The organism is Pseudomonas sediminis, from assembly GCF_039555755.1.
In the GTDB taxonomy this organism is placed as follows: domain Bacteria; phylum Pseudomonadota; class Gammaproteobacteria; order Pseudomonadales; family Pseudomonadaceae; genus Aquipseudomonas; species Aquipseudomonas mendocina_D.
Window position 1 is genome coordinate 4,036,027 of sequence record NZ_CP154631.1, and the last position, 23,734, is coordinate 4,059,760.

Annotated in this window: 21 protein-coding genes and 1 pseudogene; 13 read left to right on the forward strand and 9 right to left on the reverse strand. The window is 58.8% G+C overall.

Annotated elements, in window-relative coordinates; all coding sequences use genetic code 11:
• The first annotated feature begins 152 nt into the window (after positions 1-152).
• The 7 genes and pseudogenes from AAEQ75_RS18970 (at position 153) to AAEQ75_RS19000 (ending at position 7,705) form a co-directional block, all read left to right on the forward strand.
• On the forward strand, positions 153-710 hold the full coding sequence (locus tag AAEQ75_RS18970; RefSeq protein WP_343350096.1) for a cupredoxin domain-containing protein: 558 nt from the start codon (positions 153-155) through the stop codon (positions 708-710).
• Between the two features lie 147 nt (positions 711-857).
• Positions 858-1,391: a cupredoxin domain-containing protein gene (locus AAEQ75_RS18975; protein WP_003246762.1), complete on the forward strand. Its 534-nt coding sequence runs from the start codon at positions 858-860 to the stop codon at positions 1,389-1,391.
• Positions 1,392-1,470: 79 nt separating this feature from the next.
• The gene (locus AAEQ75_RS18980) at positions 1,471-1,719 is read left to right on the forward strand and encodes a DUF2933 domain-containing protein (protein ID WP_003246761.1); all 249 of its coding nucleotides are present in this window, start codon (positions 1,471-1,473) and stop codon (positions 1,717-1,719) included.
• A gap of 5 nt (positions 1,720-1,724) precedes the next feature.
• On the forward strand, positions 1,725-4,088 hold the full coding sequence (locus AAEQ75_RS18985) for a heavy metal translocating P-type ATPase (protein WP_012018611.1): 2,364 nt from the start codon (positions 1,725-1,727) through the stop codon (positions 4,086-4,088).
• Between the two features lie 173 nt (positions 4,089-4,261).
• Positions 4,262-5,989, forward strand: coding sequence for an ATP-dependent nuclease (locus tag AAEQ75_RS18990; RefSeq protein WP_343350097.1), 1,728 nt, complete (start codon positions 4,262-4,264; stop codon positions 5,987-5,989).
• Positions 5,979-7,407 (forward strand): annotated as a pseudogene (locus AAEQ75_RS18995) (UvrD-helicase domain-containing protein). Before AAEQ75_RS18990 ends, AAEQ75_RS18995 begins: the two are co-directional and overlap by 11 nt.
• A 97-nt stretch (positions 7,408-7,504) precedes the next feature.
• On the forward strand, positions 7,505-7,705 hold the full coding sequence (locus AAEQ75_RS19000; RefSeq protein WP_003246756.1) for a heavy-metal-associated domain-containing protein: 201 nt from the start codon (positions 7,505-7,507) through the stop codon (positions 7,703-7,705).
• Between the two features lie 19 nt (positions 7,706-7,724).
• On the opposite strand, the gene AAEQ75_RS19005 is transcribed toward AAEQ75_RS19000, so the two are convergent.
• Genes AAEQ75_RS19005 through bufA2 form a run of 4 tightly spaced genes read right to left on the reverse strand, consistent with a single transcriptional unit; the run spans position 7,725 to position 10,022 of the window.
• Positions 7,725-8,039 carry a hypothetical protein gene (locus AAEQ75_RS19005; RefSeq protein ID WP_017675723.1) on the reverse strand — a complete coding sequence of 105 codons (315 nt, stop codon included), beginning with the start codon at positions 8,037-8,039 and terminating at the stop codon, positions 7,725-7,727.
• Positions 8,040-8,089: 50 nt separating this feature from the next.
• Positions 8,090-8,884: a DNA-binding domain-containing protein gene (locus AAEQ75_RS19010; protein ID WP_003460128.1), complete on the reverse strand. Its 795-nt coding sequence runs from the start codon at positions 8,882-8,884 to the stop codon at positions 8,090-8,092.
• Positions 8,881-9,717: an MNIO family bufferin maturase gene (gene bufB / locus AAEQ75_RS19015; protein ID WP_004374664.1), complete on the reverse strand. Its 837-nt coding sequence runs from the start codon at positions 9,715-9,717 to the stop codon at positions 8,881-8,883. Before bufB ends, AAEQ75_RS19010 begins: the two co-directional genes overlap by 4 nt.
• Positions 9,718-9,761: 44 nt before the next feature.
• Positions 9,762-10,022, reverse strand: a complete 261-nt coding sequence (bufA2, locus tag AAEQ75_RS19020) for a BufA2 family periplasmic bufferin-type metallophore (protein WP_003460126.1) — start codon at positions 10,020-10,022, stop codon at positions 9,762-9,764.
• Positions 10,023-10,305: 283 nt separating this feature from the next.
• Here bufA2 and AAEQ75_RS19025 point away from each other — a divergent pair, with 283 nt between their 5' ends.
• From AAEQ75_RS19025 to AAEQ75_RS19050, 6 genes are all read left to right on the forward strand, one after another.
• Entirely contained in the window at positions 10,306-10,512 is a 207-nt protein-coding gene (locus AAEQ75_RS19025) for a co-regulatory protein PtrA N-terminal domain-containing protein (RefSeq protein ID WP_003460125.1), read from the forward strand.
• A gap of 194 nt (positions 10,513-10,706) precedes the next feature.
• The gene (locus tag AAEQ75_RS19030) at positions 10,707-12,500 is read left to right on the forward strand and encodes a copper resistance system multicopper oxidase (RefSeq protein WP_343350099.1); all 1,794 of its coding nucleotides are present in this window, start codon (positions 10,707-10,709) and stop codon (positions 12,498-12,500) included.
• 12 nt (positions 12,501-12,512) lie between these two features.
• Complete coding sequence (locus tag AAEQ75_RS19035; RefSeq protein ID WP_343350100.1) at positions 12,513-12,824, forward strand: hypothetical protein; 312 nt, start codon at positions 12,513-12,515, stop codon at positions 12,822-12,824.
• On the forward strand, positions 12,814-13,905 hold the full coding sequence (locus tag AAEQ75_RS19040) for a copper resistance protein B (protein ID WP_343350101.1): 1,092 nt from the start codon (positions 12,814-12,816) through the stop codon (positions 13,903-13,905). The genes AAEQ75_RS19035 and AAEQ75_RS19040 overlap by 11 nt, the downstream gene beginning before the upstream one ends.
• Positions 13,906-13,914: 9 nt before the next feature.
• Positions 13,915-14,757 carry a c-type cytochrome gene (locus tag AAEQ75_RS19045; protein WP_343350102.1) on the forward strand — a complete coding sequence of 281 codons (843 nt, stop codon included), beginning with the start codon at positions 13,915-13,917 and terminating at the stop codon, positions 14,755-14,757.
• Positions 14,747-15,190 carry a DUF411 domain-containing protein gene (locus tag AAEQ75_RS19050; protein ID WP_003246746.1) on the forward strand — a complete coding sequence of 148 codons (444 nt, stop codon included), beginning with the start codon at positions 14,747-14,749 and terminating at the stop codon, positions 15,188-15,190. The genes AAEQ75_RS19045 and AAEQ75_RS19050 overlap by 11 nt, the downstream gene beginning before the upstream one ends.
• Positions 15,191-15,367: 177 nt before the next feature.
• Here the strand turns inward: AAEQ75_RS19050 and AAEQ75_RS19055 are convergent, their stop codons facing one another.
• The 5 genes from AAEQ75_RS19055 to AAEQ75_RS19075 form a co-directional block, all read right to left on the reverse strand.
• The gene (locus tag AAEQ75_RS19055; RefSeq protein WP_343350104.1) at positions 15,368-16,693 is read right to left on the reverse strand and encodes an OprD family porin; all 1,326 of its coding nucleotides are present in this window, start codon (positions 16,691-16,693) and stop codon (positions 15,368-15,370) included.
• 157 nt (positions 16,694-16,850) lie between these two features.
• Positions 16,851-17,183 carry a DUF2790 domain-containing protein gene (locus AAEQ75_RS19060; protein ID WP_313403421.1) on the reverse strand — a complete coding sequence of 111 codons (333 nt, stop codon included), beginning with the start codon at positions 17,181-17,183 and terminating at the stop codon, positions 16,851-16,853.
• Between the two features lie 145 nt (positions 17,184-17,328).
• Positions 17,329-20,478 carry an efflux RND transporter permease subunit gene (locus tag AAEQ75_RS19065; RefSeq protein ID WP_343350106.1) on the reverse strand — a complete coding sequence of 1,050 codons (3,150 nt, stop codon included), beginning with the start codon at positions 20,476-20,478 and terminating at the stop codon, positions 17,329-17,331.
• Positions 20,475-21,935, reverse strand: a complete 1,461-nt coding sequence (locus tag AAEQ75_RS19070; protein WP_003460118.1) for an efflux RND transporter periplasmic adaptor subunit — start codon at positions 21,933-21,935, stop codon at positions 20,475-20,477. The genes AAEQ75_RS19065 and AAEQ75_RS19070 overlap by 4 nt, the downstream gene beginning before the upstream one ends.
• A complete protein-coding gene (locus AAEQ75_RS19075) occupies positions 21,932-23,194 on the reverse strand; it encodes a TolC family protein (RefSeq protein WP_343350107.1) in 1,263 nt (420 codons plus the stop codon). Before AAEQ75_RS19075 ends, AAEQ75_RS19070 begins: the two co-directional genes overlap by 4 nt.
• Positions 23,195-23,734 lie beyond the last annotated feature (540 nt).

Below are 23,734 nucleotides of genomic sequence, written 5' to 3' on the forward strand. Positions count from 1 at the left end.
TCCAGGCCTTCCGTGATTGCTCCTTTGGCCTAGCGGCGCCTTTATGGCGCCGTGCTTTTTCCCAGCTGACGCAATTGTAGTTTTGGGGTCAGCGGCCTGGCAGCAAGCGGGGAATAGCATGAGATTTCCAGCACCCATCTCGAGGTCTCACCATGAAACGCTTACCCCTTAAACTGCTGATCAGCACTCTGTTCATCAGCACCACCTTTCCGGCATTTGCCGAGGTCGGCGGCAGTAGCAATGGCATTGGGCAGCAGGCCCAGGCGACGCCAGCGACTCGCACCATCTTGGTAAAGATGGACGACATCAACTACAGCCAGAAAACGATCGATGTGAAGCCAGGTGAAACCGTGCGCTTCGTTCTGAAGAACGAGGGCGCGTTGATGCACGAGTTCAACATCGGGCAGGCAGCGTCCCAGCTGGAGCACCAGCGCAAGATGGCGTCCTTGGTCAAGGACGGCACACTGACCCCGACCGGCATGGCCGAGCGCATTGTCTGGCATGAGCGTTATGGCACGGGAGACTCCAACCCTCCAGGCTATCCGGAAGTCATCAAAGCCAAGCATGACGACCCGAACGCGGTTCTCGTCGAGCCCGGCACAACCAAAGAGTTCGTGTGGACCTTCCCTAAGGCGGGCAGTTTGAGCTTCGCCTGTACATTGCCTGGGCATTACCAGGCGGGGATGGTCGGTGAGTTTGCTCTGCGTTAGTCCGGCATCGGTGCTATCCGTTGGCCGCGAGCTGGGTAGCACCGATCTGACGAACCTTACTGCGATGTAGTTTTCACGTCAGCGTACCGCCAGCTGCACCTCATTAGCATCGGGACTCATCCCTCCTCAACACCTCAGAGGCACACCATGAAACTCAGACCCGCTTTCATAATCACCACCCTTGGCTTGCTGCTCAGTGCTGCCAATGCGCTGGCCAGCCCGGGCCACAAGAAAGACAGTATTGGGCAACCGGGAGACGGTCAGGCAGTAGATCGCACCATCGAAGTCCGGATGGGGGACATCTTCTTCGAACCCAAAGCAATGGAGATCAAAGCAGGCGAGACAGTTCGCTTCGTCCTGAAAAATGACGGTGCACTGCTACACGAATTCAATCTTGGCAAAGCGGCATCCCATGCCGCGCACCAGAAAGAGATGGCCGCGATGTTTCAGAACGGCACGCTGTCCCCTACAGGTGCACATGACATGAGCAATATGGGCCATGCCATGGGCGGCATGAAGATGGTCGGTATGGAACACGATGACCCCAACAGTGTTCTTGTCGAACCTGGAGCACGCGAAGAGTTGATCTGGACCTTCTCCGCCGCCACCGAACTGGAGTTCGCCTGCAATATTCCAGGACATTATCAGTCGGGAATGGTCGGTAAGGTGACCGTACGCTGACGTTTATTGATACTCGCCAACTCCGTCCAGTCTGAGACACCTATTCTGATCCGGCCGCCATTGAAACGAGGCTATTGTCGTGGACCATACCCATCACACCAGTACCACTGAGCCGCCTTTTTGGAAGAGCAAGATTGGCATTGCGCTGATCATGCTGGCCGTAATCGGCATCTTCTATGTAGCGCGTGAGCATTACGGTCATCTTTCGCAGGCCCTGCCGTACCTCATCCTGCTGCTATGCCCGCTGATGCATCTGTTTGGCCACAATCACGGCGGGCACTCCCACTCCAGCAGCACCGCTGTTTCCAAGGACGAAGAAAGGACATAGATCGCATGCAAAAGACCTCCTGCCATCATGACCAGGATCATTCACATAACTCGCACGCCCACTCCGAGAGCCAGCGCGACCCGGTGTGTGGCATGGAGGTCAAACCTGATGGCCCTTATCGCGAGAGCTTTGAAGGGAAGGCCTATCATTTCTGCAGTGCGAAGTGCCTAGAGAAATTCCAAGCAGATCCTCATCAGTACATGAGCCATCAGTCTCATGGGGAGCATCACCAGCACGCGACTCCAGCACCCACATCGACACCTGTAGGTGCTGAATACACCTGCCCGATGCATCCAGAAATCCGTCAACCGGCTCCCGGAAACTGCCCGATCTGCGGGATGACGCTGGAACCTGTCATCCCGGAGCTGGAAGAGGAGGAAAATCCAGAGCTGAAGGACTTCTCGCTGCGGTTCTGGTGGACCCTACCGTTGACCGTCATCGTGACCGTATTGGCGATGGCCGGCCATTCCTTGCAACTGTTTCATGGCACGACCCAGAACTGGGTCGAGCTGGCTCTGGCGACGCCCGTGACGCTATGGGGTGGCTGGGTATTCTTCACCCGCGGCATTGACTCCATCCGCCACCGCAGCCCCAACATGTGGACCCTGATCGGTTTGGGAACGGCCGCTGCCTACCTCTACAGCGTGGCCGCTACCTTGGTTCCGCAGTGGTTTCCGGCGGCTTTTGCCCAGGACGGACGTATCGGCGTCTATTTTGAAGCAGCCGCGGTGATTATCTCACTCACGCTGTTGGGCCAAATGCTCGAACTCAAGGCCCGCTCGCAGACTTCGGCAGCCATCAAGTCACTGCTGAGGCTGGCACCAAAGACTGCGCGTCGCATCAAGCCCGATGGCCAGGAAGAAGATATTCCGCTGACACATGTCCATCAGGGCGACCACCTACGTGTCCGGCCGGGAGAGAAAGTCCCGGTGGACGGTACGGTTCTAGAGGGGGAGAGCGCCGTCGACGAGTCGATGCTTACCGGAGAACCGTTACCCGTGACCAAGCGGGTAGGGGATGCCCTTATCGGTGCCACCCTGAACACCCACGGCAGCCTGGTGATGGAGGCGCAGAAGGTCGGTGCCGAGACCATGCTGTCGCAGATCGTTCAGATGGTGGCCAGAGCCCAACGTTCCAAGGCCCCCATGCAGCGTATGGCTGATGCGGTGGCAGGGTATTTCGTGGTCGGGGTGATCCTGATCGCGATTCTGACCTTCTTCGGCTGGGGGCTATTAGGGCCGGAATCAGGCTGGGTATTTGGCCTGATCAATGCGGTGGCGGTGCTAATCATTGCGTGTCCCTGCGCTCTGGGTCTGGCAACCCCGATGTCCGTCATGGTTGCGACTGGCAAGGCCGCTAGCAGCGGTGTGTTGTTCCGCGATGCCAGCGCCATCGAAAATCTATGCAAGATCGACACGCTCATCGTCGACAAGACTGGAACCCTGACTGAGGGGCGTCCCGTATTTCATAGTGCGGAAGGGACAGGCGGTTACGACTCCAATGAAGTGCTGCGCCTGGCTGCTAGTCTCGACCAGGGTAGTGAGCACCCGCTGGCTCATGCCATCGTCGATCATGCGCGCGGTCAGGGCATTGCACTGGTCAAACCGGACACTTTCGAATCTGGCTCGGGTATTGGTGTGCGCGGCCAGGTCGATGACCATCAGCTGCAGCTCGGCAACACAGCACTGATGGACGAGGCGGGCGTCGATATTACCCCGCTGCGCAATCGCGCCGAGCAACTGCGTCTGGAAGGCATCAGCATCATCTATTTGGCCGTTGATGGTCGCCTGGCGGGACTCCTGGCCGTTTCCGATCCGATCAAGCCTACCTCTCAACAGGCTGTCTCCAAGCTTCAAAGCGAAGACGTAAAGGTCATCATGGCCACTGGTGATGGCCTCACCACAGCAAGAGCCGTGGCGAAGCAGCTCGGAATCGAGGAAGTGCATGGTGAGGTCAAACCGCAGGATAAGGAGAAACTGGTCGCCGATTTGCAGGGCTATGGCCGTCGTGTCGCCATGGCGGGTGACGGCATCAACGATGCGCCCGCCCTGGCCAGGTCTGACGTAGGTATCGCCATGGGCACCGGTACCGATGTGGCGATGAACAGCGCCCAAGTGACGCTGGTCAAGGGAGATCTGATGGGCATCCTGCGAGCGCGCACCCTGTCAGTGGCAACCGTGAAAAACATGAGGCAGAACCTCGCCTTTGCGTTCCTCTACAACGCGATGGGAATCCCGCTAGCAGCGGGGCTGCTGTACCCGCTGACGGGGCATCTTCTGTCGCCCTTGATTGCTGCGCTGGCGATGAGTGTCAGCTCGGCGTCGGTGGTCTTCAATGCTCTGAGGTTGAAATCAACGGACATCGGATAGGCTTCCATACCACCGACCAGGTGATTATTCAGAAGCGCATCTGACCGGAAAATGCCGTACGGTAGTTTCCGGTCCGACCTATCTGTCGCAACACATAGTGACGAGGTGACGTTCGATGGACTGTTGCCGCTGCGGGTAGGAGACTGGTCGTCGTTAACCCATGAGGACTCTCCGTGGCCCGCATTCGCAGACTGATTATCAGCAACTTCCGATCTATCCAGGCGCTCGACTGGGTGCCGGCCCCAGGAATTAACTGCCTCATAGGTCCTGGCGATAGTGGAAAGTCCAGCATTCTAGATGCGATTGACCTTTGCGTCGGTGCCCGCCGGGGCGGCACGTTCGGCGACATGGACTTCTTCGCTCTGAACGTCGAAACACCCATCACCATCAGTGTGACGCTTGGCGATTTGCCGGTATCGCTGATGGATATCGATGTTTACGGCGAGTTCTTGCGTGGATTCAATCCAGGAACGGGAGAAGTCGAAGACGAACCGCGAGCGGGGCTGGAGACCGTTATCACCTTGCTCCTGCAAGTTGGTGCCGATTTGGAACCTACCTGGACACTTTTTTCTGAGCGTGCGGAGCAGCAGCAACTCGAACGCACTCTTCCCTGGAAGGAACGAGCGGCACTAGCACCCGCCCGTATCGGCAGCTTTGCGAGTTCGAACTTGTCGTGGAGTCGTGGCTCAGTGCTCAATCGACTTACCGATGAGCGCGCCGAGCTTGGTGCTGAACTGGCGCGCGCCGCTAGGCAAGCAAGAGCGAACTTTGGCAATCAAGCAGCCGAACATCTGACCCAGACGCTTGAGGTCGTGCAACGCACAGCACAGCATCTTGGCGTTTCGGTCGGGGCTATGCCTCAGGCGCTCCTTGACGCACATTCTGTGTCGATTGGCGAGGGGGCGATCGCGCTGCACAGTGAAACAGGTATTCCGCTGCGCTCCCTTGGCACGGGCTCGTCACGCTTGCTAGTGGCAGGGCTTCAAAGGGCTGCGGCCAGCGCCGCGCCAATTGCCCTGGTTGATGAGGTGGAATACGGGCTTGAACCTCATCGGCTCATGCGATTCCTGGACTCGCTGGGTGCAAAGGACGCTGCCGCTCCGTTGCAAGTGTTCATGACGACGCACTCGCCGGTCGCGCTGCGCGAGCTGTCCGGCAGCCAGTTATTCGTTGTTCGGTCAGCACCTCAGCGCCACAGTGTTATGCCAGCTGGGGAAGCCAACGAGGTACAAAGTACCCTTCGGAAGGACCCCGAAGCATTCCTCGCCAAATCCATCATCGTTTGCGAGGGGGCCAGCGAGGTTGGCTTCGCGCGTGGCCTTGACCAATGGTGGGTCAGTCTTGGCGCTACCTCATTCCTGGCCCATGGCGGCGCGTATGTGGACGCCGGCGGGGGAAGCCCCGATAACAGTCTTATCCGGGGAACAGCACTTCTGAACTTGGGTTACCGCGTGATGGTTTTTGTAGATGCCGACAAGCCTTCGACCGCGGGGCTCGCTGAAGCATTCTTGGCCGCCGGCGGGCAAATTCTTACATGGCGACCAGGCCTCACGTTGGAGGACGAGATCTTCCGCCATCTCAGAGAGCAAGCACTCGATGCACTTCTGGCGAAAGCCGAAACAATAGTGGGTGCAGAGCTGATGAACGCACACATTCAGACGAAGTCCCAAGGCCGCGTGACGCTGAACGATATCCGAGCCAAGCGACTCGTGGATGGGTACTCACCTGAGAGACGAGAGCTGCTGGGAACCGCATCCCGTATCCGCAACAGCGGCTGGTTCAAGTCGCTGACAACCTATCAGGAGGTTGCAAGGGACATCGTCGGTCCGTCTTTACAGAACGCCGAACCGGGCTTCATGGCAGTCACGAATCAGCTCTGGACGTTTACAAGTGCCCCCTGAGATTGATCTTTTCGCTATCGAGCGTGGCTCCATAACGGCCCCCGCAGGTTGTGGAAAAACGCAATTGATTGCCGAGACGCTCATCGCGCATACGCAGAGCAAACCCATCCTCGTCTTGACACATACGAACGCCGGCGTTGCGGCCTTACGGGCGCGCCTGAGACGAGCCGGTGTTCCTAACTCCGCATATCGAGTCTCCACCATTGACGGATTCTCGATGCGCCTGATCGCTAAGTTCCCAGCGCGAAGCGGCCATAACCCGCAGATCCTACAGCTGCATCAACCCAATACTGACTACCCGGCAATTCGGGAGGCCGCCATGCAGTTGTTGCAGGCCGGTCACCTCGCTCAGCCCCTTCGCGCCACCTATGCACGGTTGCTTGTCGACGAGTACCAAGACTGCAACGTCGTCCAGCACGCCATCGTGTCTGGTTTGGCCCAGGTGCTTCCGACCTGCGTGCTCGGTGACCCGATGCAAGCCATATTCAGCTTCCGTGGCAATCGACTGGTGCATTGGGCGAATGAGGTGCAACCCCTGTTTCCCGCAGCGGGAGAGTTGAGGATACCGTGGCGCTGGCGGCTGGCTGGAGCTGAGAACCTCGGGCAGTGGCTGCTCGCCATAAGGCAACAACTTCAAGCTGGTCAGCCGGTGGATCTGCGCACGGCTCCAGCAGAAGTGCGTTGGGTGCAGCTAAACGCCGGAACCGAAGTTCAGCAGCGACTGGTGGCCGCGAGAACCGAAGCTCCCAACGCTCAGGGTAGCGTCCTCATCATCGGGGACTCCATCAACGTGCAAGGTCGCCATCAGCTCACGAGCCAGACACCCGGTGCCATGGCCGTAGAAGCCGTCGACCTGAGAGATCTCGTCAACTTCGCCAGGAACTTTGACTTGCAGGGTGCCAATGCTCTGGCACAACTTGTGGAGTTTGCTTCCAGCGTAATGACGGGGGGTAGGTGCAGCAAACCTGCGAACGCGCGTGGAGTCGCTGCGTGCAGGAAGGGCCCGAACGCCTCCGACCGCGGCCGAGGCTGCGGCGATCGATTTCGTAGCAGCGCCAACATTGGGGCAAGCGCTCCGTGTGATCGATACGCTCGCTGAGCAGCACGGGGCACGTGTATACCGACCGGAGGCTCTGTACTGCTGCCGGTCTGCAATGCAAGCGGTGGTGGGAGGTGCTACCGACTTTCTGAGTGCAGCCATTCAAGCGCGAGAGCGCAATAGACACCTTGCCCGACCGATCGCAAGACGCTCTGTAGGCAGCACATTACTTCTCAAGGGGCTGGAGGCGGATGTCTCGGTTGTTCTGCATCCTGAGCTTATGACCCCCCAGAATCTATACGTCGCACTGACGAGGGGCGCAAGGCATGTCGTGGTGTGTTCACCAACCCCCATCCTTACGCCCGTGGTAAACGGCTGATCCTTTTGTAGCGCTTACGGGCTTGACCTTGCCATCGTGTCAAGGTCGATGCTGTCCGTGCGGTAACTTGAGCCGCGGACGAAATGAGGTGAAAGACATGTTTAGTCTGAGTGTTGCGGGGATGGGCTGTGGCAGTTGCGTGAGCAAAATCACGAAGGCCATTCAAGCTCTGGATCAGGATGCACGAGTAGAAGTGGATCGAGCGGCCGGCAAGGTCACCGTTGAGAGCACAGAAAGTGCCGAATCGATCCGCGAACTCATCCAGGAGCTTGGCTATTCGGCCCAGGTCAGCGCTTGAGCGCTGACCTGCTATCCCACTAAATCTCCAGTTCTGAGAGCTCTTTTAGCCCTGGGATACTGGTGACCTCGTTGGTCATACCTTCTGAACCATCTCGGCCGCGAAGCCAGTTTGAGTGATCGCCTGGCTCGCGCATTTCCAGCGTGTCATAGGAGTACCGCTTGCGCTTGAACAGGCTTTTCAATGCAGCGAACTCGTGGCTTTTTTCGTCTTCTATGCCGACGACTTCTCCTGCAAGCCGCTCCCAGTGACCAACGCCGTCGGCCAGCATTGCCTGATAGGTCTCCGGGTCAAGCAAGGCTTGCTGTTTGAAATGCATGATGCGGTGAGTCATAGAAGCGCTCGGAGTGGCCAAAGAGAGAGCGCTAGCCTAAAGGTTCCGGGTCATTCGTGTAATAGCTGGCCGCGCTTTAGCAAACCGTCGTTGACCCACAACTTCAACCAGGTCGCGGCTTGCAAGGGAGCTTGCTCGCCATGCGTGGCGCTCAACGACTCGCAGAGTTCAGCGAACGATCCGCCCTCGATGAGAAACTGCAATGCCGAAGCCTCCGCTGGCTCCAGGCTCCGGTACTGGCAGACGAGTTCATGACGCCAAACAAGACAGGCTAGGTTCGTTGGCAGGCGGGTAATATCAGGCAGCAAGCTGCCGGACTTGGCGGCTTTCCACAACTCCAGCGTGTTGTACTGCAGCTGCAACCACCGAGCAGATGCAGTCAGGGAAACCCTGAGTGAAATCCAGTCTTCAGCCGAAAAATCACTCATGGTCTCCAGCGAAAGCGCTTCGACATCCTGAGCGTCGAAGGCCAGTGTAAAGGCCCATTCCAGTTCCGCGAGTTCGCGCATCGGCGATAGTTGGGGTTCTTCGACGTAGCTGCTAATGAACTCGGGCAGCTTCTCGCCCAGCCAGCGAATGCTGAAATGTCGTGGTGGCCAGGCGGCCAAGTAGGCCAGTGCGAGCTGCTCGAATGATTCGTTGCCGATCCAGTGAAGCAGGGCAGGGAAGTCTTCTCGCAAGACCGCAAGCAGGCGCGAACGGTAAGCGTTGTGGTAGATCTGCAGGCCTTCGAGAGCACTCAGCGCTGTGCTACCTCGGATCTGCTCCAAAAGCTCGTTGGAGGGCAGGGCACTGTCACCTGTCAGGTAAGTTTCAAATGCAGTCTGTAGGGCGATCAGGCTCAAGGGGTGGCCCCCGATATCACAGATTTGGCGATAGCACGGGCATGTGCTAATTCGGACAACAGCTCTTCCAGCGGCGGAAACTGGTCATCCCGCTCGATCAAGGTCGATGTCGGGCCCAAGTAGCTCAAAGTCTTGCTGTAGAGAGACCAAACCGGATCAGCGATGGGCTGGTCATGGGTGTCGATGAGGTACTGCCCGTAATCGCTGTGCCCGGCCAGGTGAATTTGCCGAATCCGCTCGTGCGGCAATTCCATGATGAACTGCCAAGGGTCGAAACCCTGGTTGCGCGAACTGACGTAGACGTTGTTCACGTCGAGAAGCAGCTCGCACCCGGTCAGGTAACTGAGCTCCGAGAGGAACTGAGACTCGCTCATGCTGGATGTTGTCCACTGCACGTAGGAGGAAACGTTCTCCAGCACGATGGGACGTTCCAAAACATCCTGCACCAAGCGCACCCGGGCCGCGACATGCAGCAGGCTCTCCTGGGTAAACGGCAGCGGTAGCAGATCGTGAAGTTGATGGGCGTTGCCTCGACTCCAGCACAGGTGATCAGACACCCACTGAGGCTGCACCCGATCCGCCAGCTGCTTGAGCTGTCGTAGGTAGTCTATGTCCAAGGCATGTGAGCCGCCAATCGAAAGAGATACTCCGTGCATCACCAGGGGGTAGTGCTCGCCGATCGCATCAAGGAAGTAGAGAGCCTTGCCGCCCTCCACCAGGTAATTCTCGGAAATGATCTCGAACCAGTCGACCGCAGGCCGTTCCTCCAGGATCTGCCGGTAATACTCGTTACGAAGGCCAAGACCGAAACCCAGAGTTTTGCGCTTACTCATTCGAGACTCCAGCAGGGGAGTGGCATGCACTCCCCTGAACCGCCTTATTCGCTGGTTTTGCCACCGGCTTCGTCACATTTGGTCTGGGTCATCAACTTGAACCCTTGGCCTTTGCATTCGCCTTGGCCTTTGCAGTCGTTTTTCGCGGTCATGCAGTCGTTCTGCCCTTTGCAACCATTGATCCCGAAGCACTTCACTTCTGCTGCTTTGGTTTCCTGAGCAGCCTGGACGGGCAGGGTGGAGAACAGGCTGGCGGCCACCAGAGCCAAGGCTGCACCGGTAGCTACGTTGGATTTGTTCGACATAGTGGCTATCTCTCTTGATTGTTTGATGGTCGCGATCCGTCGGTGCGAATGAACGAGTTAGCTCAGGCATTGCTACCGATCAGGCCCATGGAATCCGCAAGGCTGCGCGGGCAGGAAGACAGTACCGAGCCTTCAGGAGGGCCTACAAGAAAGAAATAGCAAACTGACAGAACTGTAATGTTCGGATCAGGTTGCTGACAGGGCGTCGTGGTTAACGTAGCAGCGAGCTTAACGCTCGTCCCCACTAGTTACAGGGGCTTCTAAACTTCTGAGGATTAACGAAATGAAATCGATCAAAACCCTGTTTGTAGTTGCTGCCCTGAGTGTTTCCAGCCTGGCGATGGCCGAAGGCGGTGCTGATCGCACGTTTGCACGCATGGAGCAGGCACGCCAGACGTCTCTGGAGGCCTACCGGGTGGCCCAGCAGCAGAAAGTTGAGGCTCCTGTAGCCAGCAGTCCAACCGAGCAAGCAGAGCACACCAACTGCTGAAGTCATCTACCTTACAGAAATGTAATCACCCGGATGGTTGAAATATGGCAGTTTCATACTGCTCATCGTCGGTAAGGCATTGTGCAATGCACCGACGTGGAAAGTTGAGGGGCAAATCCCCGACATTGAAGCAGCCATGAACCCGAGACCGGGCACGCCATCACCGGCTCATTTGACGGATTGGACAAAACGGCATGCAAAGCAAAACCACAAGGCGCACCTTCGTCAAAGGCCTGGCAGCCACCGGTATTATCGGCGGACTTGGCCTGTGGCGCACGCCGGTCTGGGCGGTGAACAGCCCCGGCCAGCCCAACGTACTGACTGGTAACGAATTCGACCTATTCATCGGTGAAACCCCGGTGAACATCACCGGCGCAGCGCGCACGGCCATGACCATCAACGGCTCGCTCCCTGGGCCGATTCTTCGTTGGCGCGAAGGCGATACCGTCACATTGCGCGTGCGCAACCGCCTCAAGGAGGACACCTCCATCCATTGGCACGGCATCATCCTGCCGGCGAACATGGATGGTGTTCCTGGCCTGAGCTTCCATGGCATCGCCCCTGATGGCATGTATGAGTACAAGTTCAAGGTCAACCAGAACGGCACCTACTGGTATCACAGCCATTCTGGGCTCCAGGAGCAGGTCGGCGTATACGGTGCGCTGGTCATCGATGCCAAGGAGCCCGAGCCCTTCAGTTACGACCGTGATTACGTCGTGTTGCTGAGCGACTGGACGGATGAAAATCCAACGCGGGTACTGGCCAAGCTCAAGAAACAGTCGGACTACTACAACCAACACAAACGCACCGTTGGTGACTTCATCGATGACGTAAGCGAGATGGGTTGGTCCGCCGCCGTAGCCGACCGTAAGATGTGGGCCGAAATGAAGATGAGCCCGACTGATCTCGCCGACGTCAGTGGCTACACCTACACCTACCTGATGAACGGCCAGGCACCTGATGGCAACTGGACCGGCATATTCAAACCAGGCGAAAAGATCCGCCTGCGGTTCATTAATGCCTCGGCTATGACCTATTTCGATGTGCGCATCCCAGGCCTGAAGATGACTGTGGTTGCGGCCGATGGTCTGCACGTCAAACCGGTCAGCGTCGACGAGTTCCGTATCGCCGTGGCCGAGACCTACGACGTGATCATCGAACCAGACAGCGAACAGGCCTATACCGTGTTTGCCCAATCCATGGACCGCACTGGCTATGCGCGCGGCACCCTTGCGGTACAGGAAGGGTTGAGTGCACCGGTACCAAGCCCTGACCCGCGCCCACTGATTGCCATGGGTGACATGGGCATGGACCACGGCAGCATGGGCGGCATGGATCATGGGAGCATGCAGGGTGGCATGGCCGGCATGGATCACAGCCAGATGGCGGGAATGGATCATTCGGGCATGGCAGGCATGGCAGGCATGGCAGGCATGGCAGGCATGGCAGGCATGGCAGGTGCCATGCAGGCACACCCAGCCTCAGAGACCAACAACCCGCTGGTCGATATGCAAACCATGACACCAACGCATAAGTTGGACGACCCAGGTATTGGTTTGCGAGACAACGGCCGACGCGTCCTCACGTACTCTGACCTGCGCAGCACCTTCCCTGATCCGGACGGGCGTGAGCCAAGTCGCACCATCGAGCTGCACCTCACCGGGCATATGGAGAAATTCTCCTGGTCCTTCGATGGAATCAAGTTCTCTGACGCCGAGCCTCTGCGCCTCAAGTACGGCGAGCGTGTTCGCATCACGCTGGTCAACGACACCATGATGACTCACCCGATCCATCTTCATGGCATGTGGAGTGATCTGGAGGATGCGAACGGCAATTTCTTGGTGCGTAAACACACCATCGACATGCCGCCAGGTTCCAAGCGCAGCTATCGGGTGACCGCCGATGCGTTGGGGCGTTGGGCCTATCACTGCCACCTGTTGCTCCACATGGAAACGGGCATGTTCCGTGAAGTCCGTGTGGATGAGTAAAGGAGATTTCTGATGAGTACTTTTATGAAGCGTAATGCCCTGTTTGGCAGCGCAGCGATGTTCAGTCTTTTGGCTGTTCTGCACGCGCCGACGTCATTTGCAGGTGAGGGGCACAGCGAGCACGAACAACATGCTGCCGAGTCGGCTGCGCCCGACGCCAGTGACAAGCCTGCAGATCAATCGAAAGGCAAGGCCGCTGGCCATCAGATGGATCATGGCGCCATGGATCATGAGGGTATGAACCATGACGATATGGGGCACGAGAAGATGATGGATAAGCATGGCGGCACCGAAGCCGAAGCAGGTTCGAACCATGACCACTAGGTTTTCACGCCCGTCCCTCATAGCGCTGGCCGTGTCGCTGAGTGCACTCAGCGGCGGCGTTACTTTGGCTGCGGAAGAAATGGATCATTCGGCAATGGGGCACGGCACCATGTCGATGGACCATAGCCAGATGAGCCACGGCGCTACCAAAGCGCCGATGGAGGGCATGGATCACAGCAAGATGGACCATGGTGCCATGCAGGGTGCTTCGGGCAGCATGGATCATAGCCAGATGGGCCACGGCCAGAGCCAAGAGAAGGCCCAGGCTATGGATCACAGCAAGATGGGGCATGGCGCCATGCAAGGACAGATGGAGGGCATGGATCATTCAAAGATGAACCATGGCTCCGCTGAAGCCCCGAGAACCACCAGCCGTACGCCGATTCCCGTTCTGACGGATGCTGATCGCCAAGCGGCTTTCCCGCCATTACCTGGCCACAAGGTTCACGACAGCGCCATCAACAGTTTTTTCCTGCTCGATCAGCTCGAATACCAGGACGCAGATGAGGGCAGCACCCTGGCCTGGGATGCGTCGGGCTGGGTAGGCGGTGATATCAACCGGGTCTGGTTCCGCTCCGAAGGCGAGCGTACCAACGGCGTGACCGAGGATGCTGAATTACAGCTGCTGTACGGCCGCTCGATCGGCCCTTGGTGGGATGTCGTCGCGGGCGTTCGCCAGGACTTCAAACCGGAGTCGCCGCAGACTTGGGCCGCCTTCGGTATCCAGGGCATGGCGCTTTACGCCTTTGAGGCCGAAGCCACGGCCTTCGTCGGCGAGAATGGCCAAACTGCTGCCCGACTGGAGGGCGAGTACGACATTCTGCTGACCAACCGGCTGATTCTCCAGCCAACTGCCGAAATGAACTTCTACGGCAAGAACGATCCTGAGCGAGGTGTGGGGTCTGGGTTGGCAAATACCGAGCTCGGCTTGCGTCTGCGTTACGAGATTGTCAGGCAGTTTGCCCCCTATATCGGGGTTTCCTGGAGCCGCTCCTATGGCAACACGGCGGACATGGTGCGCGACGAGGGCGGTGATGTAGACGAGGCGCGTTTTGTCGCCGGTATCCGGATGTGGTTTTAAGAACCTGACATGAAAAGAACAATTAAAACTTTGGTGGCGGCCGGCGTGGTCGGTAGCACAGCTGTCCTGGCCGGCGCCTACTTTGGCGTGGTCAACGTGGGGGCCGACGATCCCCATTTTCCTGCAGTGCATGCGTTTCTCACGATGGCCCGTGACCGCTCTATCAAAGTCCGTTCGCGGGACATCGAGGTTCCCAACCTGGATGATCAAGCTCTTATTCGCGCCGGTGCGGGCAACTACAACTCCATGTGTATCGGCTGTCATTTGGCGCCAGGTGTGGCGGAGACCGAGCTAAGCCAATCGCTTTATCCTGCGCCCCCCAACCTCGCCAAGATCGGTGTCGATGGCAATCCGTCAGCAGCGTTCTGGGTGATCAAGCATGGCATCAAGGCAACGGGTATGCCTGCGTGGGGCAAGAGCATGGGAGACGAGTACATCTGGGGCATGGTTGCCTTCCTCAACCAACTGCCGACGATGGATGCCAAGCAATACCAAACACTCGTCGCATCCAGTGGCGGCCATCAGCACGGTGGTGGGGAAACGCAGATGCATAACCATGAAGGACAGCACGGCGACAACAAGCCTGGCCATCATGACAATAGTGGCGGTGGCGATGACCATCATGGATCAGGTGATGCTGGAGAGCCTGGTCATCACGATGCCGCGGCTACGGATAGCGAGGGTGGCTCCGCACCTAAGGCAGGTCACCATTCGGATATGAGTGGCGATGACCACCATGCTGGAGATGAGGCGTCGTCCAACGGAGGTGATCATCACGCCGAGCAGGCTCCGAACGCCTCGCCCAAGACCCACACCCACGCCGATGGCAAAGAGCACGTACATGAAAGCTAAATATCTGGCCTTACTGGCCGCTCTCTCCGTCACGTCTGCGGTTCAAGCAGCTGATGCCCTGACGATTGATGTCCATCGTGATGCCAATTGCGGATGTTGCAAGAAGTGGATTTCACACCTCGAAGCGAATGGCTTCAAAGTCGTCGACCATGTTGAAAGCAACATGACAGCAGTGAAGCAAAGACTGGGCGTCGCGCCACGGTTAGCGTCTTGCCACACCGCGGTGATTGACGGCAAGTTCGTCGAAGGTCATGTGCCGGCGGCTCAGGTCATCGAACTCACTAAGCGCGATGATCTGCTGGGCATCGCTGTTCCCGGGATGCCGGCGGGCTCCCCCGGCATGGAAGTCGATGGCGTACAGCATGCCTACCAGGTCATTGGCTTGACCAAGACGGGTTCTGATCAGGTCGTTGCAGAATATCCCGCCCAGTAGTACTGCCTGCCAGCACGGCCGCTTGTGTGTAGTGGCCGACTCATTTTCATACGTCCTTTAACCTAAGTAAAAAAGGCGCCCTAGGGCGCCAAGGGCTGTCTCCAAACCAAAGGAGCACTACGAGGGGACAGCAGGACCAAGGAGCGAGCGGGCAATCAACCCGCTCGCTTGCCAGGGTTAGAGAACTTCCAGCGGGTACTCGACAATCAGGCGGAACTCATCCAAATCCGACTCGAAGTCGGTGGCGCGAGTCGTGGCTTGTCGAATGCGAAAGGACATGTCCTTCAACGACCCAGACTGCACAACGTACTTGGCCTCGATGTCCCGCTCCCAGCGCTTCTGGTTGGTCAACGGATCGCCGTTGTCATCACTGCGCATATAGACTTCGTTGGCGTTGCTGTAGTCGGCATCCCAGCCCTGGGCATATCGAGTCATGAAGCTCAATCCAGGCACACCGAAAGGCTCCATATCCAGGTCATAGCGCACTTGCCATGACTTCTCCTTCGGCGAGTTGAAGTCGCTGTACTGGATGGAGTTGTCGAGGTAGATGGAGTCCGATTGGCGCAAGTAGTCGAAGTCATCATCGCCATTGTTGCGCTGGAGACCCACCAGCACTGTATGAGCGCCGAATTGGATGCCGACCTTGCCGCTCCAGATGTTGTTATCGAAGCTCCCGAGGAGCTGCCTCCCTTCATCGACCGCCTTGTAGTAGTTCAGCCCGCCGATCAAGGCGACATCGTCCGCAAGCGGGTAGCTCAGCGTGGTGCCCGCGTAATATTGATTCCAGGCATCCTTGAGGCGGCTGGTGTAGAGACTAAAGCCGACGTTGTCATTAAGCGTGTAATCACCACCGAAATAGGCGATCCATGGCGAGTCCACTTCGCCCGCGTAGAAGGTAGCGAAGCCGTCGCGCATGCTGCTGGTATTGGGTTGGCTCATCGAGTGGAGGCGACCGCCCTGAAGCGACAGTCCTTCCACGCTGCTGTTGACCACGGTGACACCTCGGAAACTCTCCGGTAAAAGCCGTGCATCACCGTATTGGACGACCGGGCTGACGGGAAAGACGTCGCCTGCCTTGATCTCGGTATCCATGAACCGAGCTTTCCCCGCGCCACCCAGTTTGGAGTAGTTATCCTCAGCCTGCCCGAGGCTGTTGTAAGGCAGCACATCGACTGAGCCACCGGCTCCTGAACGGCCGTCGCCAGTGTCAAGTTTAAGTCCTAGCATGGCAAAGGCATCGACACCGAAGCCTATGGTGCCCTCGGTGAAGCCAGACTCGAATCGGCCTATCACGCCATGCGCCCACTCTTCCGAATAGCCATTACCCGAGCTGCTGGACTGGCCTTTGCGGAAGTCACGGTTGAAGTAGAGATTTCGATTGAGGATGGTCAGGCTGCTGCCTTCGATAAATCCCTCGCCTTTCTCGTCGGCGGCCATTGCAGCTTGCCCGGTACTGACGCTCAGAGTGAGCAGAGAAAGTCCTAACAGGGTTCTGTTATTCATAAATGCTCCTGATGTTATTGGCAGTTGTCATTGTGTGGTCGCATATATGTGCCAAGCGCGCCGGGCATAGCCAGGCACGCCTTGGTCATATTTCCACATGCCAAATAACGTCAGGGTGACTTGGAAATTACATTTCAGTCAGCGCGATGTCATTTATCTAGTTTTGATTAAGGCAACCTGTCCCGGCTGCCCGGTATTCAAGAATATTCAGATCGCCATTGGAGTCCTCGTAGGTCATCTGGGCCGGCATCACACCGCAGCTAGAGTCCGTCGGGGTAGTGGCCACGACCCTGGCGATATCGAGTTTCATGCCGTAGCGGTAATGAATAACTTCAGGCGGATTCTTTCCGTTAGCGGCAGCATACTCTTGCATGGCCTGCTCATTGGCCTGAATCATCCGACCATAAACACGATCAGCGCCGCCTTCTGCCAGAGTGGCAGAGGAAACAACCATAGCGGCAAGGGCTGCAATAACTTTGAGGCTTTTCATGTTTAATCACTCCTTCAAGGTGGTGATTAAAATATATCCGCTCAACCTGTCATAAAAATGAAGTCAAAGTTACATCGCTGTAATGCTTCCTGCCGCGTTACCCGGGCGAGTCAGCTTGGCGCGTGGCTTGCCCGGGTTTGTAAAGCTATAGCTCCTGCGGTGCGCGAACCTTCTGTGTACGCTGCCTTCGCATCAGCCAGTACGCGGCCGGCAAAACCAACATGGACATCAGCGGCGCGGTAATCATGCCGCCGACCATGGGCGCGGCGATGCGCTTCATCACTTCAGATCCGGCACCTCCGCCCCAGAGGATTGGCAACAGGCCGGCGATGATCACGGCCACCGTCATCACCTTGGGCCGCACGCGCAGCACTGCGCCTTCACGAATTGCCTCCAGTAGTGCCGGGTCACCGCTGCGCCCGGCATCCATACGTGCATGCCAGGCATTCTTCAGGTACAGCAGCATGATCACCCCAAATTCCGCCGAGACGCCGGCCAAGGCGATAAAGCCGACCCCAGTGGCAACCGACAGGTTGAAGCCGAACCAGTAGAGCAGCCAGATGCCGCCCGATAGGGCGAAGGGCAGGGTTGCCATGATCAGTAGGGCCTCACCGAAGCGGCTGAAGGTCAGGTAAAGCAGCACGAAGATGATCAACAAGGTCGCCGGTACCACCCAGGCCAGCCGTGCATTGGCGCGCTCCAGGAACTCGAACTGACCGGAGTAGGAGACGGTCATGCCAGCATCGAGTTGTACCTGCTCAGCTACGCGTTGCTGCAACTCGCGCACGGTCGATGCCAGGTCGCGCCCACGGACATCGACATAGACCCAACCGGACAGACGCCCGTTCTCGCTGCGCAGCATTGGCGGCCCTTCGGTCAGACTAACCTGGGCGACGGTGCCCAAGGTGATCTGCTGGCCGGCTTGCGTGAGGATCGGCATACGCCGTAGTGCCTGCGGACTGTCTCGCCACTCCTTGGGATAGCGCAGGTTGATCGGGAAGCGGGCCAGTCCTTCAACCGTCTCACCAATATTGCTGCCGCCGATGGCGCCCGATACCACCGCCTGCACATCGGCGATGCTCAGGCCATAGCGCGCCGCGGCCAGTCGATCGATCTGGATGTCCACGTAACGGCCGCCAGTAAGGCGTTCTGCCAAGGCCGAACTCACCCCAGGCACCTCTTTGGCCACGGCCTCGATATCGCGCGTTATGCGCTCGATGTCGACCAAGGAGGTTCCGGACACTTTCACCCCAATGGGGCTCTTGATCCCCGTCGCCAGCATGTCGATGCGGTTGCGGATGGGCGGCACCCAGATATTGGACAGCCCCGGAACTTTTACCGCGCGATCCAGTTCCTCGATCAGCTTTTCGGGTGTCATCCCCGCGCGCCATTGATCGCGTGGTTTGAACTGCACCGTGGTCTCGAACATTTCCAGCGGTGCTGGATCGGTGGCGGTCTCTGCTCGCCCGGCCTTGCCGAATACCCGTGCCACTTCGGGCACCGTGAGGATCATCCGGTTGGTTTGCTGCAGCAGCTGGGTTGCCTTGCTCGCCGGCAAGCCGGGCAGGGCCGAAGGCATGTACAACAGATCGCCTTCGTCCATGGGCGGCAGGAACTCTCCTCCGAGTCTGCTGAGGGGCCACAGACTGGACACAAAGACCAGCACGGCCAGCGCCAAGGTCACCTTGGGCCAGGCCAGCACCCACTCCAGCACCGGCCGGTATGCGCCGATCAGCCAGCGGTTCAAGGGGTTTTGCTGTTCGCTGGGGATATGCCCACGAATCCAGTAGCCCATCAGCACCGGTACCAGGGTGACCGAGAGGCCGGCGGCGGCGGCCATGGCATAGGTCTTGGTGAAGGCCAGAGGGCCGAACAGGCGCCCTTCCTGGGCCTCCAGGGTAAATACCGGGAGGAACGATAGGGTGATGATCAGCAGGCTGAAGAAGAGTGCCGGTCCGACTTCGGCTGCGGCTTCGCCGATCACTCGCCAGTGCGCCTCGCCTTGGAGCGGCTCATTGGGGTGCCGAGCCTTCCAGGCCTCGATGTGCTTGTGCGCGTTCTCGATCATCACCACGGCGGCATCGACCATGGCGCCGATGGCGATGGCGATCCCGCCGAGCGACATGATGTTGGCATTGACGCCCTGGTAGCGCATGACGATGAAGGCCATCAGGATGCCCAGGGGCAGGGTGATGATCGCCACCAGCGACGAACGCAGGTGCCAGAGAAAGATCAGGCAAACCAAGGCAACCACCACGAACTCTTCCAGCAGCTTGTAGCTGAGGTTGTCGATGGCACGGTCGATCAGTTGCGAACGGTCATAGGTAGTGACCACTTCGACGCCGGTGGGCAGGCTGGCTTTCAGGCTGTCCAGCTTGGTCTTCACGGCAGCGATGGTGTCCCGGGCATTCTTGCCGGAGCGCAGGATGACCACGCCACCGACCACTTCACCCTGGCCGTCCAATTCGGCGATACCGCGACGCATCTCTGGCCCCAGTTGAATGGTGGCCACCTGGCCTAGCAGCACCGGAATTCCGCTTGCCGAAGCCCGCAGCGGCACATTGCGAAAATCATCCAGGCTCTCCAAATAGCCCGAGGCCCGCACCATGTACTCGCGCTCCGCCAGCTCCAGGATGGCGCCGCCGGTTTCCTGATTGGCGCTCTTCAGCGCCGCTTCGACCTCCTGCTGAGTTACCCCATAAGCCACCAGCTTCTGGGGATCGAGCAGCACTTGGTATTGCTTGACCATGCCGCCGAGGGTGGCCACTTCGGCTACGTTGGGCAGGCTCTTGAGTTCGTACTTAAGGAACCAGTCCTGCAGTGCCCGCAGCTGGGCAAGATCATGCTGGCCGCTGCGGTCGACCAAGGCGTACTGGTAGATCCAGCCCACGCCGGTGGCATCCGGCCCAAGGGTGGTGGTAACACCCTCGGGCAGGCGTTCCTGCGCCTGGTTGAGGTACTCCAGCACCCGCGAGCGTGCCCAGTAGAGGTCGGTATCGTCCTCGAACAGCACATAAACGAAGGAGTCGCCGAAGAACGAGTAGCCGCGCACTGTCTTCGCCCCCGGCACCGAGAGCATGGTGGTGGCCAGCGGGTAGGTCACCTGGTTCTCGACAATCTGCGGTGCCTGCCCGGGGAAGCTTGTGCGGATGATGACCTGGGTGTCGGACAGATCCGGCAGTGCATCCAACGGCGTGTTGCGCAGCGACCAGATGCCCAGGGCGGTGATGAACAGGGTCGCCAGCAGCACCAGAAAGCGATTGCCGATAGACCAGTGGATCAGGCGTGCGATCATGGCTGGTCTCCTTCCTTGCTGAGCTGCTCGATCATCAGGCCGGAGTTTTTCTGGCGGGCGCCGATACGTACGTGATCTCCTGGCTTAAGTCCCACAGCTACTTCTGAGCTGACCAATGGAAAAGCCATGGTCATACCTGGCATATTCAGGCTCTCGAAGGGCCCGTGCTCCAGGGTGACTGACTCCGCGTCCAGAGCACGAATCACACCATGGGCCTCATGTAGTTCCTTCTTATTGTCCTGCTCGGCATGGCTGGCCATGACACCCTGTAGGCTGGCCTCCGAATCGATGAGGAACTGGCCGGAGGTAACGACCGCCTGACCCTCCTCAAGACCGGACAACACCTCCAGACGCCCATCAGCCTCGCGGCCCAAGGTTATTTCCAGGGGGCGGTAGCGCCCATCGCCTTCTACCAGCATCACCAACGCACGCTTCCCGGTGCGAATCACGGCTTCACTCGGCACAAGAAGCGTGGATTGTTCGACGGCACTGTTCAGGCGTACGGCGGCGAACATGCCGGGGCGCAACTTACCGGCAGGGTTGGGTAGCTCGCTGCGTACCGTGAGCGTGCGTGTTTGCGGATCGGCACTCGGCAGCAAGGCTATGACGCGGCCCAGCAGCGGTCGATCAGGAAAGGCCGTCAGGTTGGCGCGGATCTCGTCCCCGACCTGGATACTTCCGGCCATGGCCTCGGGTATCGCCGCATCGAGCCAGACACTGGATAGCCCGTTAATCAACGCCAGATCCTGCCCGGCTTCGACGGTCATCCCGGCGCGTACCTGCAAGGCTTGGAGCTCGCCGCTGATAGGTGTGGTGAGTGTTTGCACCGCCCGTGGTTTGCCGCTGCGGCGGACCTGCTCGATCAACGTTTGAGGCATGCCAAGCAGGCGCAGGCGCTCTTGGGCCGCACTTATCAAGCGAGTGTCAGCGGTACGCAGTACCGCCAGGAACTCCAACTGCGCGGCGGACCATTCGGGAATCAGCAGGTCGACCAGGGGGGCTCCGGCAGGCAGCACATCGCCCGGGGCGCGACCGTAAACCCGCTCGACGAATCCGCCGGCGCGGGCCTGGAGGTTCGCCACTTCTCGCTGGTTATAGGCCAGGGAACCCACCGCCTCGATATCCGAGGGCAGTACACCTCGGATCACCATCGAGGTTCGCATTCCGAGGTTCTGCACGGCTTGAGCGGGGATGCTCAGGACAGACGGATCCTGCTCGGATCCTGCGTATTTAGGGACAAGTTCCATATCCATGAAAGGTGACTTGCCCGGTTTATCGAAGCGCTGCTCAGGCTGCATAGGGTCGTACCAATAGAGCACCTTGCGCTCGTCCGTCGGTGCGGAGCTAGGCAGTAGCTCGTGTTTGGCTTGCCGCTGGGCCAGCCAGTAGCCACCGCCCGCCGCGCCAATGCCCACGGTCAGCACGGCGACCGCAAAACCAAATGTCGATATCTTCATTTCAGGCCCTCCACATAGGCGTAGTACAGGCTTGCGGAGAGCTGGCTCAACTTGCGCTGCTGTTCAATCTGCCGCAGCTGCGCCTCAATCAGGTCGCGCTGGGCAGTAATAACGGATGTGAGCTGGCTGTTACCGGCTTGGTAGGCGGCCAGTTCGAGATCGGCACGTTTGCTTGCAAGCGGGATCAAGGTTTTTTCGGTGCGTGACAAGGTCCTGCGCAGTTGCTCAAGCCCGGCAATACCGCCTTCCAGCTCAGCCTGATGGGCGCGCAGTAATGCTTCCTGCTCGGCTTCCATCTGCGACACGCTTTCTTGTCTGGCGTTGATCTTGGGCCCCTGACGTGTGCCTACGAACAACGGCAGGTCGAACGTGAATTGCACCATCACCATATCGCCGAACTGGTTGTCGCGATTGTTGTAGGCAAACTCAACACCCCAGTCGGGGGTCTTCTCGGCGATGGCCTCGTTCAGCTCGGCGCTAGCCTCGCCGACTCGGGCGGAGGCAGCGCGCAACTCAGGGTGTGAGGCAATGCGTTGCTGCAGGTGCGGTGCCACCAGGTTCAGATTGGGAACACCTCCTTGCAAAGGCTGGTCAGCCTCGTTGCCTATCCAGCGGCGCAGCTTGGCACGAGCTACTGCCACATCGCGATTCAGTTCATCTCGCCGATCTTGTAACGCCAAAGCTTCCTGGTCGGCCTGCAACAGCTCGCCAGGCTGAGCACTACCGCCGGCAATTAGCGATTGCACGGTCGAGCGGAGCATCTCGATCTGACGGTCCAGTTGATCGAAGAGGCCAACACTGCGTTCGGCGTAGTACACGTCCAGCCAGCTCACTGCCGTCTGGCGCTTGATTTCCAACTGCATGGCACGCTGCTCGGCCTCGGCCCGCGTCATGGAGGCTTCGGCCAGTTGGCGACGGGCCAGACGCTTGTCGCCGTTTGGTACCTCCTGCATGAGTCCAATGCGGCGCATGGTCATGGAGTCACGATTAAGTGTGTAACGGTCAGGGCCTTCGATCGGCAGGTTGTCGATGCCTAGAATCAGCTTGGGATCGGGCAAGGCGTCTGCGGGCCCTACAGCCTGCTGTGCCGATGCCACCTGCGCCTGGCGCGCGAGGTTCTCAGGGGCACTCTGTTCGGCCAGAGCTTGGGCTCGTTCGAAGGTTAGGGGCTGTGCCTGCGCGGCAAGCCAGGGAGCTGCCCAGAATGCGGCAGCCAACACGCCGAGATAGCCACGGCGTGGAAAAAGGAAAGCGGACATGCTTTCGCCTCCAATGCGATTGATCGAGGTCGCAGCTACGAAACGTGGTCGCGACGATGCGCCTGACTGTAAGGCGCGGGATGATCACGGCATTAGACGAAACGAGGAGGGCGCCAGAGTCCTGCGGGCTCTCGCTTAATCACCGACTGGGTCAGCAATATCTCGGGGCGTGAGGGGAGAGGGGATATGCTCTTGATCACGGTGGTCTGGAGAAGTCCTCCGGTCTTGCATTCCTGGCCGGATTTGCAGGGGGACTTATTGGCCACCCCATCAGACGTGTCCATTTGCTCGCAGCACGGAGCATCGACCATTGCATGGCCCTGATGATCGGCGCTCTGCATCGGGCAAGGTTGTGCCGGCATGCTGAAAGCCACACCGCCGAAGGTCGGCAGCACGAGGCTAGCAATCATTAGCAGGATCAATCCAATCCGACGCACAGCAATTCACCAGGCGGGGCAATAGGCCGACGATAGCAGATTGCCCCGAGGCATGAACGCTCCTTTTGGCAATAGTGTTGATTTGGATCAAATAGAGTGTCAT

Coding starts and splice junctions, on each gene's coding strand:
- AAEQ75_RS18970 (WP_343350096.1), top strand. CDS start 153: ATGAAACGCTTACCCCTTAAACTGCTGATCAGCACTCTGTTCATCAGC.
- AAEQ75_RS18975 (WP_003246762.1), top strand. CDS start 858: ATGAAACTCAGACCCGCTTTCATAATCACCACCCTTGGCTTGCTGCTC.
- AAEQ75_RS18985 (WP_012018611.1), top strand. CDS start 1,725: ATGCAAAAGACCTCCTGCCATCATGACCAGGATCATTCACATAACTCG.
- AAEQ75_RS19000 (WP_003246756.1), top strand. CDS start 7,505: ATGTTTAGTCTGAGTGTTGCGGGGATGGGCTGTGGCAGTTGCGTGAGC.
- AAEQ75_RS19005 (WP_017675723.1), bottom strand. CDS start 8,039: ATGACTCACCGCATCATGCATTTCAAACAGCAAGCCTTGCTTGACCCG.
- bufB (WP_004374664.1), bottom strand. CDS start 9,717: ATGAGTAAGCGCAAAACTCTGGGTTTCGGTCTTGGCCTTCGTAACGAG.
- bufA2 (WP_003460126.1), bottom strand. CDS start 10,022: ATGTCGAACAAATCCAACGTAGCTACCGGTGCAGCCTTGGCTCTGGTG.
- AAEQ75_RS19025 (WP_003460125.1), top strand. CDS start 10,306: ATGAAATCGATCAAAACCCTGTTTGTAGTTGCTGCCCTGAGTGTTTCC.
- AAEQ75_RS19030 (WP_343350099.1), top strand. CDS start 10,707: ATGCAAAGCAAAACCACAAGGCGCACCTTCGTCAAAGGCCTGGCAGCC.
- AAEQ75_RS19035 (WP_343350100.1), top strand. CDS start 12,513: ATGAGTACTTTTATGAAGCGTAATGCCCTGTTTGGCAGCGCAGCGATG.
- AAEQ75_RS19040 (WP_343350101.1), top strand. CDS start 12,814: ATGACCACTAGGTTTTCACGCCCGTCCCTCATAGCGCTGGCCGTGTCG.
- AAEQ75_RS19045 (WP_343350102.1), top strand. CDS start 13,915: ATGAAAAGAACAATTAAAACTTTGGTGGCGGCCGGCGTGGTCGGTAGC.
- AAEQ75_RS19050 (WP_003246746.1), top strand. CDS start 14,747: ATGAAAGCTAAATATCTGGCCTTACTGGCCGCTCTCTCCGTCACGTCT.
- AAEQ75_RS19055 (WP_343350104.1), bottom strand. CDS start 16,693: ATGAATAACAGAACCCTGTTAGGACTTTCTCTGCTCACTCTGAGCGTC.
- AAEQ75_RS19060 (WP_313403421.1), bottom strand. CDS start 17,183: ATGAAAAGCCTCAAAGTTATTGCAGCCCTTGCCGCTATGGTTGTTTCC.
- AAEQ75_RS19065 (WP_343350106.1), bottom strand. CDS start 20,478: ATGATCGCACGCCTGATCCACTGGTCTATCGGCAATCGCTTTCTGGTG.
- AAEQ75_RS19070 (WP_003460118.1), bottom strand. CDS start 21,935: ATGAAGATATCGACATTTGGTTTTGCGGTCGCCGTGCTGACCGTGGGC.
- AAEQ75_RS19075 (WP_343350107.1), bottom strand. CDS start 23,194: ATGTCCGCTTTCCTTTTTCCACGCCGTGGCTATCTCGGCGTGTTGGCT.